The following is a 14418-nucleotide window of genomic DNA, read 5'->3' on the forward strand; positions in this document are numbered from 1 at the left end:
CTTATAATCAAAGAATTAACAAATCAGAAAGCAAACAATATTGCCGCCGGAGAAGCTTTTTCGAAAACGCCAAAATGCCAAAACGCCTATATGACTGTTTTGCAAACGATAACATAGAATCCGGAGGCTGCCGGAATTGAGAGCACTTACCGGTTCCGTTCTTCTTCTCCTCTAATTTTTGTTTAAAATATTCTTAAGAAAAAGAAGAATCCGACCTAAGCCGCCGGGCTCTTTCTTTCTCCATAATCTCGTATCGTATTAATAAAATTCGCTCCTCTCTTGATATCCCAACAGTAGAGCTGCCCCAATAAGTTAATTGTTCCGGCGATGAAGTCAGGCACGCCATACCATTCATCTGATGGGATGCAGAGGTGGAAGCCGAAGTGCCTGGAGGATGAAGTCGGGCATGCCATACCATTCATGCTTCGGTACTACAATGTCGTCCGATTACACGCTCACTCATGGCACAGCCGCACAACACATCAAATATTCATTACATGAAAGTCGGAAACCTCTACCATTAATCCTCAATTTTCGTTATAAAAAAGGGACTTCAAGTCATGAAAACGGACAGTGGAAAAACGCTACTCCGAAGAAGCCGATAAAAACAACTATAACACTAATAATCAATAACGTAATCAACCATACCAATAAAGAGTTGAATAAAAAAACAGTCATATAGGCGTTTTGGCATTTTGGCGTTTTCAAAAGTCTCCAAGAAACTCCGGAATTCTTTAAAAATCAGCTCCCACAGAAAACACAAAACTAATAATATATTAAGACAATAGAACAACAAAAAGACACCGCGGCAAAATCCGTGATCGACAACCATTCCGCCGGTTCGTTCGAAAATCCCCATGTCTCGTTTCAAACACATCACAATATAAGAGTCATCATCCGAGAAGGAGTTTAAACATCCCCGTGTCCCGTTTCAAAGCCCGCCGCCTTTTTTTCAAAGCCCGCCGTGTTTGATTGCAAAGCCCGCGGGCTTTTTTTCAAAGGCGGCGGTTTTTTTTTCAGTAATCGCCGTTAAAGGTAGATGCGAATCAAGCTGGCTTGTCCTCAGCCCATAGAATATCAAAATCAGATAAAATCCTCCAAAACAGTATCAACTCTGGCAATGAGAATAGTCCTTAATATTCCATGAGGGAAAGGATACGGATTTAAACTTTAAGTAAAGAATAAATCCCAACAACTTATTGGGTGAACGGGTTTATATGCTTGAGAATAAGATTGAGGTTGCAAAGGATAAGGAATAGAGGCTCGATGTTTATAGATGTTAAATTCAGTATGTTTGCAGTACGATACCTTCATATTGTTGTTTAAACCTTTATAATATCGTGAAAATGGAGAGATTATGTTTAACCTTAAATAAGAAATTAAAATGAACGTGCGCCATGAAATTAAGTACTGTGCATTGATGCTGTTGCTCTGTTTCAACAGTTTGGGCTCGTATGCTCAAGGGCAGACAATAACCGTCAATCTGAAGAACGTTTCACTCAAGCAAATGTTCAGTGCTATCGAAAAACAGAGCACTTACCGTTTCTCTTATCGTAACGCGATTATCAGTGATAGTCGCGATGTCAGCATCTCCTACACCAATGTCCCGGTGTCGACAGTGCTCAACTCGGTTTTGCCTACACGCAATCTGCAGTATAAAATCGTTTCCGAAAAGACAATTGTCATATCCGACAAGGTTCGGGACGAGGTAAAGTTACCACAACGTGACGGGCAGAGAAAGACCGTGAAGGGCGTGGTACATGATGCCAACGGAGAACCCATCATCGGCGCTGGAGTGCATGAGAAAGGAACGAAGAACGGAACCGTGACAGACATGGATGGCAAGTTCTCGTTGAAAGCGCAGCCCGGCAGCACGCTGGTCATTTCCTATATAGGCTTCATCACACAGGAGGTGAAGGCACAAGATGCCGTGGATATACGCCTGCAGGAAGACAACAAAGCATTGGACGAGGTCGTTATCGTGGGCTACGGCAAGATGAAAAAACGTGATCTGACGGGTGCCATATCCTCAGTCAAAGGCAGTGAGGTGGCACTTGCAGGCGTTGCATCGGCAGCTCACGCCCTTGCCGGCAAGGCGGCAGGCCTGTATGTGCGTCAAAACTCGGCACAACCGGGTGGTGGTCTCGATATTCTGGTGCGTGGTGCAGGGTCAGTCAATGCCAATAACGACCCGCTATATATCGTCGACGGTTTTCCTATTGCCAAGATAGACCAGACCAAAGGTATCAACCAGCGCATGGACCCGGGAACACAGGGCGTTCTTAATTTCCTCAATCCAAACGACATTGAGAGCGTGGAAGTGTTGAAGGATGCCAGTGCAACGGCTATTTACGGAGCACGTGCAGCCAACGGCGTGGTCATCATCACGACGAAAAGAGGGCAGGAAGGCAAGGCACAGGTGGATTATTCGTACAACTATTCGTTCCAGGAATACTCGGACAACTACGACATGTTGTCGCTGAAGGAGTGGATGGTGGAGAAGAACAAGTCGACATGGGAATATTGGATATGGGAAAATCAAGTAAGCCCATGGGGCAATCGCACCTTGGAAGAGGCTATCGCAGCACCCAAAAACGGGCAGGCCTATATGCGTCCCTACACAGAAGCAGACATCGCTGGGACAGGAGCAGGGACCGACTGGCTGGGGCTTATCACACGCAACGGGTCTATACAGGAGCACAATCTCAGCATCCGGGGAGGCTCGAAGGATACACAATACATGGTTTCGTTCAACTATTACGACAACAAGGGTATCATCAAAAACTCAGGAATGTCACGCTATACCATCAAGAGTAACCTCGACCAGCGGTTCCTCGGTATCTTCAAGACGGGTGTCAACCTCACGCTTACACGCATAGACAATGACAATACACAGTTAGGCTCGGAGCAATACGAGAAGTCGGGTATTATTCGTGCAGCTGTACAGATGGGGCCGCATATCAAGGCGTATGATCCGGAGACCGGCGAATATCCCGTGAATCCTTTGTTAGGAACCCAACCCAACCCTTATTCGCTCCTCAATAACATAGACAAGGGACGCACCGACCGCCTGCTTGGCAATGTTTATGTGGAGGCTTATCCTGTGAATGGACTTACCCTTCGCTTCAACGCGGGTATCGACCGTGCCAACATCAGCCGCAAGACCTATGAACCGAAGACCACACTCTGGGGTAAGGCACAGCAGGGAAATGCCGACATCTACACGATAGACAACAACCAATATCTGCTCGAAGCCACAGCCAATTATAACCGCACGTTTGCAGACGTGCATAAGCTGAACCTCTTGTTGGGAGCATCCTACGAGCAGTTCGAGTATGAACCCTCCAACCTCGGCAACAACAACTTCCTCACCGATGGTTTCCTCTACCACAACATGGGAGCTGGAACGGGAACGAAGGTCGTAGGTTCGGGTTATTCAAAGAATAAGATGGAGTCTTACTTCCTGCGTGCAAATTACATCCTGAAAGACCGTTACTACCTCACGGCAACACTGCGTGCCGACGGTGCCAGTGTCTTTGCCAAGAACCACAAATGGGGTTACTTCCCATCGGTGGCACTCGGTTGGACCGTGAGCGAAGAGGCGTTCATGAAGAAGGCCGATTGGATGAGCATGCTGAAGCTCCGTCTCAGCTGGGGACAGACCGGAAACTCGGACATCGGAACCAATGCCTTTGCGAGCTATTATGCATCGCCGGCTTACAACAAAGAAGACGGAACGCAGATCATAGGGGTGTTCCGCGACAAGTTGGAGAACCCCGATTTGAAATGGGAAACGACTACCGAATGGAACATAGGATTGGACATGGGATTCCTGAACAACCGCATTCTGGCGAGCGTGGAGTACTATCATAAGGTCATTTCCGACCTTCTCAACTACAAGCCGCTCAACTCTTACCACGAGATTTCGAGTGTCATGGCTAACGTAGGCAAGACTCAAAGCACGGGTATCGAGATAACCGTGAACACCAAGAACATAGAAACGAAGGACTTCAAATGGAGTACCGACCTCACCTTTACCAAGTATAAAGACCGATGGAAGGAGCGTACGCCCGATTGGAAGCCGGGTGTGTACGAGAGAGTAGACGATCCTATCCGTCCCATTTACGCCCGGGTAGCCGACCATATCCTTCAGATAGGTGAGGAAGTTCCTGCCGCACAACCCTTATTGAGACCGGGTGAGGTAGTTATCAGAGACCTGAACGGTTACAAGAGGGATGCCAACAACCAGCCAATGGTCGACGAAGACGGCAGATTCATACTGACTGGAGCACCCGATGGATTGATAGACGATGCCGACAACGTGCTGATCGGCTCGCAAGACCCGGGTTGGCTGGCAGGGCTCACCAACACTTTCCGCTATAAGGATTTTGACTTGAGCCTCCAGTTCAACGGGATGTTCGACCGCAAGATGCAAGACCCCACCGAGATGGCCTATGGACTTGGTGGCGGCGATATAGCTCGCTACGGCTACAATGCCTTGCGTATCATCAAGGAAAGGTGGACGTGGAACAATCCATCCACTCAATATCCGTGCTCGTTCAACGGTTGGAGCACCAACTACACGTATGGAGACTGGTATTATCAGAATGCTTGGTTCATCCGCCTTGCCAACATTACGTTGGGCTGGAACTTGCCTAAGGCATGGCTGCAACGCACGAAGGCCATATCCAAGGTACGCATATCGCTCAGTGCAAACAACCTTTTCTGCATCACTCCCTACAAAGGGCTGGATCCGGAGACCGACTATTACGCAGCGACATATCCCAATGCACGTACCTATGGTTTGGGAATTAATGTAACGTTCTGATGCCATGACAGGAAAATGGCTTTTGAAAAACAAGAAAGAATATATTAAAGGTTCATAATCATGAAAAGACTTAAATTCATATATGTAGTTTTGTTGGGAGCGGCTTGCATGGGTATGCTGAACGGTTGTGCCGACCTCGAGCCTGTAGACTATTCGGAAATCAATCCCAAGAACTTCCCTAAGTCAGAAAGCGATATTGAGGCTCTCGTCATATCTTGCTATTATCCCATCCGCGGAGACTGGTGGGATGGTATCTTTACACCGTCGGAGAGGGGCGTGATGTTTATCAACGATTGTACAACGGGCATTCTCACCGGTACCTTCGGGGCACAGAAGATGGCGTCAGAGCTGAACTTCTTCCCTGACAGCGAGGAGATTACATGGTTCTACTACACACGAAACACCACCGATTACAGCGGAGGTTACGCCAACAAAATAAGCCGTTGCACCTTGGTATTGGACGACATTGCCAACAGTTCGCTGAGTGAAAGTAAGAAGAAGGTATACGAAGCCGAGGTGCGCTGTGCCAGGGCATTTCTCTCATACGTGCTTTACGACATGTACGGTCCTTTAGTCATAGCTCCTCTCGAGGTGTTGAAAAACCCTTTGCAGGAACAGGCTCTGCCCCGACTCTCGGGTGAAGAGATGATAAAATTCATCGAAGACGACCTGCTCTTCGCATCCGAGCACCTGCCCTATCCTGGCAAGGAAGAGTACGGACGCTTCAGCAAGGGATTGGCAAAGATTCTCCTCATCCGTCTGTATCTGCACGAAACACCTACAGACAAGAACTACTTCAACAAGGTGGAGACATTGGCACGCGAGTTAATGAAGCCGGAATACGGCTACCAATTGCAAAAAGATTACGCCAAAATGTTCGAACTCGGCGGACAAGGTGCCGCCAACAAGGAAATCATCTTCGCCCTTCCATGCTCATACAATGGTCCCGGACACAACCAGTGGCATATGATGGCGTTGCCCACCGATTTCCAGCAGAACGGAATGTCGGGTGGTTGGGGTACGATAACCAGCACATGGGCTTTCTACGACTCGTTTGAAAGCAATGACGTTCGTCGCTCCAAGCTCCTCACTTCCTACGTTAACTCCGCCGGGGAGACCGTCGATAAGGATACCCCCCAATCGCCTTTGGCTGCCGGTCCGATAGCCTTGAAGATGGGCTACGATACAAAGGTGAAGGGCTCGGGCGGATTTTCCGATATCGACCTCATCCTTTTCCGTTATGCAGACGTCTACCTTTCTTTAGCTGAGGCATTGAGCCAAAAGGCCGGATCCACCGCCTCCGACTTGAAGGAGGCAGTGGATCTCATCAACGTGGTGCGTGCAAGAGCAAAGCTCGGCAACCTGACGTATGCCGAACACAACACGCCTGATAAGGTGCTCAATGCCTTGCTGTTGGAACGTTGGCATGAGTTCTGGTGCGAGAATGGGCAGTTCAGGGCAGACCTGATACGCTATCACAAGTTCGCATCCTGGATAAAGGCCATCAATCAGACCCCCTATGCAGAAGAATACAAGGAGCTTTATCCGCTACCTATGTCAGTCATCCTCGATGGGAAAGGGCAAGTGAAGCAAAACGAAGGCTACAAATAACGTCTTAATCTCAGGCGAATGGGCAAATAAGTCAAGCATCGGGAATATCATACCGCACACTTGGTTCCCCGAATAAAAGATATGGGTTGTGGAGCTTTATGCTTTTGCAAAGCAACTTAAATAAATTATCTTTTGCAGAAAATAGCACGCTGGCATATCGAAGAAAGGCTTTTGCAGGTTCAAATGACACAAGCCAAACAAAAATAAGATTAGATACCTTAGATTCACAGTGTAAATTAACGATGAAATAGAAAATGATATGAAAAGAATTTCTTACGGGTTACTATTGGCATTCACATCTCTCGCATCGTCTTGCGGAGGCGATAATCGCCCGCAAGACCCCAATCCCGAACCGCCGACATCGACCACCGAGATGAAGACAGTGAAGTATGTTTCGACCAACGAAACGTTTGCGAACCCCGAACGTGGCTACTACACGGAGATTGAAAGCAATGCAACGGATGCCATATCCGAAAGCCGCATCAGGAAGCTACGCAACGAAGGGAAATCGCTGGTACAAGTGCTTTACTACTTCAAGGAATATCGCGATAAAGACCTTCCGGCCGACATCGCGACAAAGCTGAACGCCGACATGGAAGTTATTCGCAAGGTGGGAATGAAGGCTATTCTTCGCTTTGCCTATACTTCTGCGGTAACAGAAGCTGACGCTCCCATGACGATTATCAAGCGTCACATGGAACAAATGAAGTCCGCATTCACCGTCAATAAGGACATTATAGCTTGCACGCAGGCAGGTTTCATTGGGGCATGGGGCGAGTGGTATTATTCTTCCAACGGGCTTAACAATGCCGCTTCTTACAAGGAACTGCTCGACAAGTGGCTCGAAGTGCTACCCGCCGACCGTTGCATACAAGTGCGTATACCCAAATACAAGCAGGATTTCTTAGGCTCGACAAGTGCTATAAAGGAGACGCAGGGATTCAGCGGACAGCCAATCGCCCGCATTGCCCATCACAACGATGCCTTTATGGCAGACGAAACCAATATGGGAACGTATACCGACGTGGAGAAGGATAAGTCATATCTTGCCACGGAAGGGTTGTATGTGCCCATAGGCGGAGAGACTTGCCTGCCTACACCCACAGCCACACCCTCGACGGGAGATGCTGCCGTGGCAGAAATGCGACGCTTGCGGTGGTCGTTCCTTAACGATGCATATGATCGAAAGGTGCTGAACAAATGGGAACTTGACGGCAAAGCAACTGAGATCAAGAACAAATTGGGGTATCGCATTGTGCTCACCCGTGGCGAATATTCAGTGAAACATATCCCCGGAAGCGACCTTACCGTGAATATTTCTTTGCAAAATATCGGCTATGCACCGATGTATAACCCCCGTGATTTGAAGTTAGTGTTACGTTCTTCCAATACTAAGACGGAGTATTGGGCTAAGCTTCCTGACGATCCCCGTATGTGGAAACCACTGCAAATTACGCATATACGCCGGAAGATGGCTCTTCCTGCCGATATCCCTGTAGGCACTTACCGTCTTTTCCTCTTCATGCCCGATCCGGAAGTCAGCATTGCCTCATGCCCCGAATATGCTGTCAGATTGGCAAATAAGGATATATGGGAAAGTATGACGGGGTATAATGACCTTGGGGTAGACATCGTAATAGCTGCCACAGGCGACCTCAAGCAAAGCACATCGGCTGTTAAATTCCAAAAGAAACAATGATGAGCACCACTGTTAACACAACATCCGATACCGACACTCCGCAGCGTCTGCTGTCTCTTGACATCCTGAGAGGCTTCGACCTTGCCTGCTTAGTGCTTGTGCAGCCCATACTCTATGTGTGGTTGTCTATACTTGGGCCGGAGGAAGACTCGTTCGGCGGAAAGGTAATGGCTCAAATTACGCATGTGCCGTGGGAGGGGTTTTGTTTCTGGGACATCATCATGCCCTTGTTCATGTTCATGTCCGGTATCACCATTCCGTTTGCCATGTCAAAGTATAAGACGGGTAAGGAGCAGGTAAACCGACGGTTCTATATACGGATTTTGTCGCGTTTTGCCGTCCTTTGGATCGTCGGCGCCATCATTCAAGGCAACCTTCTGGCATTCGACATCAGACAGCTGCATCTCTTTTCCAACACGTTGCAGAGCATCGCCGTGGGTTATGTAGTGGTTACTTTCCTTTATATCTTTACTTCGTTTCGTACACAGTTGGTGGTGGTATCACTGCTCTTCATAGCATATATCGCGATCTTTGCAATATGGGGCAATATGGATTTCACGATAGATACCAACATCTGTGAGGAGATAGACCGGAGGGTATTAGGACATTTCCGGGATGGTGTGATATGGAATGGTGACAGTTGGACATGGGATCCGACCTATCACTACACTTGGATCATGAGTTCGCTCAACTTCGTTGTTACGGTATTCTTCGGCTATATGGCAGGTTGCATCCTGCGAGGCAGCTTTTCCATGCTGGATAAGTTTGTGAAGCTGCTCATTGCGGGCCTCGTCCTGATAGGTGTTTCCTTGCTGATGAGTCCCTACATACCGATCATCAAGCACATCTGGTCAAGTTCCATGACGCTGTTTGCAAGTGGAATATGCTTCATTCTGATGGCATTGTCCTACTTTATCATCGACATCAAGGGATGGATGCGTGGCCTCGGATGGCTCAAGATATACGGCATGAACTCATTGGTGGCTTACTTTCTCGGTGAAGCAGTAAACTTCGATTCGATTACCAACTCCTTTTTCCATGGCTTCGAACAATGGATGGGAGACTATTATCCCGTACTCCTTGTTACGATACAGGGCATTTTTATATTCATAATCCTTAAATGGATGTACAGAATGAAGATTTTTATCAAGGCATGAACTAAAGAATTACGATTATGTTGAAGAAGAAATATTTTCTGATAACGGCTTTTGCAATACAGTGTGTTGCGGGTTGTAGCGATGACAACAACGTCTCGAATGAAAAGAATGGTCCTAAACCTGCTATGGATATTGTCGTATCGCCCCAAAGCGGGCTGCATTATGGCGACAATATCAATGTTTCAGGACTGATGACCGACGAAATAAACCTCGAACAGTATGTCCTCACCTTGTTGGACAGTAAGGGCGATACACTTGCCATAAAACAACAGAACCTACTTGGACAATCATTTAATATAGATGACAACATCCGCATCCCTCTTCCCAAGAATGCTTCGTTGGACAATCTGACCTTGAAGGTGAAGTTGGATAATATGCGTAAAGGCGAATTGGTGCAAGCTTTTGACTTACCTGCAGTAGATGTTCCTACCTTTCCTGTGTTATATCTCATCCTGAGCAATGGTCAGATACTCGACCTTATCAAGAATGGCGATGTGTATGTAACGCCAACCGAGAATGTATTCCCTGCCAATGTAAAGGCTATTGTCTCCACCACGACAAGCAAGAATGGCGTTTATTGGGGAATGGAAAATGGAGAAATTGCCTGCATGGCAAAAGATTCAATTGTTATAGGTAATGATGTGGAAGCATCGTTCACGGTGTCTTTCAATCCCGTTACCTTTGAGTTTAGCACAGGTGAGAAGCACATTTGGGCACCGCTCGCCGAATCCGACTGTTATTATATCCTTGGTTCCATATCAGGACATTGGCAGGACGGAGAAATTACAGACAAGCGTAAGAAGATGGCTATGAAAGGTTTTGAAAGCGGAAACAAACGCTACTACACATGGACGGCACCTGATGGCGACGATCCGGAAGTAGGAATGTGGGGCAGTACGGCGGCCGGCGTGTTCCGTCTGATACGAGACGATGCGGGCGAATACATTCTTTGGGATGGCAAGATGATAATGCAGAGCAATACGGACGACAAAAACAAAAGCTTCCCCATAACGGCAGGAGGACCGTTTACGATAAAGATTAATTTTGAGGACGACCTCTGCAAGTCGATTGAAGTTACCGGTGGAGGCAAGTCGATATCGTTCAGCAATAATAGAGTGGTGGTTAATGGCAGTGTAGCGGGTGAAGCCATTGAGTTCTGCGGGAAAAACCTTGCTCTGAAGAGTGGTACTGATTACATCTATGAAGGTACGGTGGCACTTAGAGAGAAACAAGCTATCACCGCAGCGCTTGATCTATCCGGCTTTACTGCCAACCCCGACTTGTTCAACGGGGGAGGCAATCGCTCATGGACGCTGAAGGCAATGAGCGACAACTACCTTATCCGTATGGATGTCTTCAGTGGAGCTTTCTATGCATGTCCTACCAGTGCTTACCCCAACGTTCTTTACATGGACGGGTGGAGTTGGGCGCTTACGAGTACGTCGAATCCCGTGACTTGGGATACTGCCAATGTGCTTCCGTTGGTAAGGACGTCGAAAGGAACCTACGAAGCTACATTCTATAACTTCGGTTGGGGCGGTGATGTAGCTTTTTATGTTACTTATCCCAGCTCCGGAACCCCCATTCGCTTACCTAAGACCAACGTCAACAGCGCCTACATCAACACATCGGGAGGTGACGGCAGCTTCCTCATCCCGAGCAGTGCGGGAATGTATAAGGTGATCATCGACCTGAAGGAAGGAATTAATATCGGCCCGGAGGGAACGGTAACACCCAAGGGTAGTTCGCAGTTTACACTAGATTATGTGCCACAATAACATTTTACAATAGAGATTTTATGCGTAATAGATTTCAATTTGTATTCATTCTCTGGTTTGTCTGCTGCGTCTCAATGGCACAGCAGACAACTGACATCACCATCAAGAAAGGAGAATACTGGTGGGGAGGTGCCACGGCTTTAGGTTCAAGGATGCCTTATGTGGAGCCCTTAAAAGAGTTTGATCTTGCCTATGAGAACAGAAACAATCAGGTTTCCCCTCTTCTTGTTTCGAGTATGGGACGTTATGTATGGAGTGATCGCCCGTTTCGTTTCAGCATTTCGGACAAAATCATCCGCATCGAGTCCGATTATGAGACAGTGAAAGTGGAGAACGGAGGGAACACCTTGCGTGAGGCATATCTCACAGCATCACGCAAACATTTCGCTCCGAACGGCAAGCTTCCGGATCACCGCTTCTTTACCATGCCCCAATACAATACGTGGATAGAATTGATGTATAACCAGAACGAGCAGGACATCCTCACTTACGCCCGTGACATTCTGCGGAATGGCTTCCCCCGCGGCATCATCATGATAGACGACAACTGGCAACGGTATTACGGTAACTTCGAGTTTAAGCCAGACAAATTCCTTAACCCTCAAGCCATGGTTGCTGAGTTGCACCGTATGGGCTTCAAGGTTATGCTTTGGGTAAGTCCGTTCGTGTCGGCAGACACGCCGGAGTACAGAGAACTGGCAGCCCAAAAACTGCTGTTGCAAGATACGTCAGGCGAGCCTGCCATCATCAAATGGTGGAACGGACAGAGCGCATGCTTCGATTTTACCAATTCACAAGCAAAGGCATATTTCATCACCCAGCTGCGTGATATGCAACGGAAGTATGGGATAGATGGTTTCAAATTCGACGGTGGAGACAATAATTTCTATCACCGTTCCGACCTTGTACCGTACAGAAAGGGCAGTATCTCCGTAGACCACACCCGCGCTTGGGCAGAAATAGGTTGTGAGTTCACTTTCAATGAGTATCGTGCAGGATGGCAGATGGGGTGCCGCGAATTGGTACAACGATTGGGTGACAAGGATTATTCGTGGGATGCCTTGCGGTTGCTCATACCTGATATGATTGCTGCAGGACTGCTGGGTTATGCTTATGCCTGTCCCGACATGATTGGAGGCGGGTCGTTTCTTACGTTCATGAACGTTGATGCCGACAAGTTCGACCAACGACTTATCGTGCGTTCAGCCGAAGTTCATGCCTTGATGTCAATGATGCAGTTTTCCGTTGCACCGTGGCGTATCCTTAGTAAAGAAAATCTAGACATTGTGAGACGTATGGCAAAGCTTCATGCCGACTTTGCCAATTACATCATGGCATGCGCCAAAGAGTCTGCGATAACGGGTGAGCCCATTGTGCGCAGTTTGGAGTATGTATTCCCGCACCAAGGGTATGCCTTGATAAAAGACCAGTTCATGTTGGGCGAGAAGTATCTTGTGGCACCCGTCGTGGATGAAAGGGATGTACGGGATGTCGTGCTTCCGAGGGGTACGTGGAAGGACGACGAAGGAAAGATACACGAGGGCGGCCGTACGGTAAAGATAGATGCACCACTTGGAAGATTACCCTATTTCGAACGGATGTAGCACGATAGGGTTATATATACCTCCTATAGATACCAGAATCTAACGCAATAATGTGATAAGAAAGAAGCAAGCAGCCGTTTGATTGTTTGCAACAGCGAGTAGTAGGCTTATAGCTGAACTGGGAGTCTATCGGCAGATTTCAACGTGATTATCTTTTAAAGTGGTACTGCAATGGTAGGACGTCTCGATGACCTGTAGAACATCGTTGATGTTATTGGCCGGTATGATGCCGGTAAAGCGATCGTTTACGTTAATGTCGCTACTGATATTACAAGTCACATCGTAATGCTTCTCAATGCTTTTGAGAACCTGATACAAAGGTACATTCCTGAAAATAAGCTCTTTCCGCTTCCATGCCTTGGCATCATCGAGTGCATTTTCCGTTTCTGTTACGGTAATGTCTCCCGTGGCTTTGTCAAGGGTTGCTTTCTGCTGTGGCGACAGCATTACGCTCTTGGCTTTCTTCAAAGCGGAAAGCCGTACACTTCCTTCTTCCAGTATAAGCTCTGATATTAGGCTTTCGTTTCGGGCATTAAGATTGAATTTGGTGCCGAGAACATACACTTCCAAGCCTTCGGCACCTATTGTGAAAGGATGTTCGGAATCTTTTGCCACATTAAAATAAGCCTCTCCTTCAAACTCTATTTTCCTGACGCTTTTATTGAACGACTTACTGTCGTATGCCAATGATGTGTTTTCATTCAGCGTTACCTTACTTCCGTCGGGCAGAGTGATGCTGGCACGTTCACCACAGGAAGTGCTGACGATGGTTTTCTTGGTAGAGAATGCGGCGTTCTCCCGATAAAGATAGTAAGTGGAAAAGAAAAGAATAGGTAGCATGATGACAGCTGCCACCTGTGCGTACCGCCATGCCTTATGCCACGAAAACGACTTCTCTACTGATATTTGTTTCTCAATGAGTTGCCATATCTTCGTCAATCTTTTGTATTCGACTACGCCCGAGACAGCTTCTTCGCTGCTCCACTGATCCCACATCCGTTGCCCTAAAATCTCATCAGGCGTGCTGTCAACCTCCTTACGCAGTTCTTTCAGTTGGTTTACGGTAAGTGTATCGTCGAGAAAAAATCTTTGCTTATCGTTCATTTTGTTCTTGTTATTTATATATAAAAGACAATGCCGGCGGTGGGATATACCGATTTACTCGATTAATTAACATAAAATAAGAGGAGCGGCAGATATTTCGCGGCCTGTAATTGCTTCCGCATAGCTTTCAGCCCGAGGGACAACAGGTTTTTGACAGTCTGTTCAGCAATGTTCAATCGATCTGCAATCGTGCGATTATTCAACATATCAAACTTTGCCATTCTTACCACTTTGGCTTGTATCGGGGGCAATGCGTTGATGCAGGCATGTAGCTGACGTACGAAGTCGTCATATTCAAGAGGATCGTTGGGAACGTTAGCAATGCTTTCACGATATTCCAAATAGTTCTCGTATTCAGGCGAATGGATTGTTGCACGATAGTTGTTGATGAGAAAATGCCGCATGCGAAGAAATAGAATCGACTTCAATGAATGCTTCATATAAATGTTGTGACGATTGTTCCAAAGCCATAGGAAAGTATCGGAAACCAACTCTTCCACTTTCTCATGAGATTTGCAGTAACGTAATCCGAAAGCATAGATACGTGGGGCATAAAGCCGGTATATCTCGCTCAATGCCTTTTGTGAATCATTGGTTAGTTCCTTTATCAGTTTTTCTTCATCGTATGACATCCGTA

At 47.2% G+C, this 14418-nt stretch carries 9 protein-coding genes; 6 read left to right on the plus strand and 3 right to left on the minus strand.

The genetic code is table 11. The features are described 5' to 3' along the window. Window positions 1-215: 215 nt before the first annotated feature. Window positions 216-413: a hypothetical protein gene (locus tag C234_RS17485; RefSeq protein WP_152532484.1), complete on the minus strand. Its 198-nt coding sequence runs from the start codon at window positions 411-413 to the stop codon at window positions 216-218. A gap of 971 nt (window positions 414-1384) precedes the next feature. Here C234_RS17485 and C234_RS0109190 point away from each other — a divergent pair. From C234_RS0109190 to C234_RS0109215, 6 genes are all read left to right on the plus strand, one after another. Then, window positions 1385-4828, plus strand: a complete 3444-nt coding sequence (locus C234_RS0109190; RefSeq protein ID WP_034538290.1) for a TonB-dependent receptor — start codon at window positions 1385-1387, stop codon at window positions 4826-4828. Window positions 4829-4888: 60 nt separating this feature from the next. Continuing rightward, window positions 4889-6439 carry a RagB/SusD family nutrient uptake outer membrane protein gene (locus C234_RS0109195; protein WP_027325521.1) on the plus strand — a complete coding sequence of 517 codons (1551 nt, stop codon included), beginning with the start codon at window positions 4889-4891 and terminating at the stop codon, window positions 6437-6439. Between the two features lie 259 nt (window positions 6440-6698). Then, on the plus strand, window positions 6699-8138 hold the full coding sequence (locus C234_RS0109200) for a DUF4832 domain-containing protein (RefSeq protein WP_027325522.1): 1440 nt from the start codon (window positions 6699-6701) through the stop codon (window positions 8136-8138). Beyond that, window positions 8135-9295 (plus strand): acyltransferase family protein, encoded by a 1161-nt coding sequence (locus C234_RS0109205; protein WP_027325523.1) that lies wholly within the window; start codon window positions 8135-8137, stop codon window positions 9293-9295. The genes C234_RS0109200 and C234_RS0109205 overlap by 4 nt, the downstream gene beginning before the upstream one ends. Before the next feature lie 17 nt (window positions 9296-9312). Beyond that, window positions 9313-11073 carry a hypothetical protein gene (locus tag C234_RS0109210; protein ID WP_027325524.1) on the plus strand — a complete coding sequence of 587 codons (1761 nt, stop codon included), beginning with the start codon at window positions 9313-9315 and terminating at the stop codon, window positions 11071-11073. Window positions 11074-11093: 20 nt separating this feature from the next. Next, complete coding sequence (locus tag C234_RS0109215) at window positions 11094-12677, plus strand: glycoside hydrolase family 31 protein (RefSeq protein ID WP_027325525.1); 1584 nt, start codon at window positions 11094-11096, stop codon at window positions 12675-12677. Between the two features lie 126 nt (window positions 12678-12803). Here C234_RS0109215 and C234_RS16215 read toward each other — a convergent pair whose 3' ends face one another. Then, window positions 12804-13781, minus strand: a complete 978-nt coding sequence (locus C234_RS16215) for a FecR family protein (protein WP_051290221.1) — start codon at window positions 13779-13781, stop codon at window positions 12804-12806. A gap of 62 nt (window positions 13782-13843) precedes the next feature. After that, the gene (locus C234_RS0109225) at window positions 13844-14413 is read right to left on the minus strand and encodes an RNA polymerase sigma factor (protein ID WP_027325526.1); all 570 of its coding nucleotides are present in this window, start codon (window positions 14411-14413) and stop codon (window positions 13844-13846) included. Window positions 14414-14418 lie beyond the last annotated feature (5 nt).

Origin of the sequence: Bacteroides pyogenes DSM 20611 = JCM 6294 (assembly GCF_000428105.1) — a bacterium.
GTDB classification, from domain to species: Bacteria; Bacteroidota; Bacteroidia; order Bacteroidales; family Bacteroidaceae; genus Bacteroides; species Bacteroides pyogenes.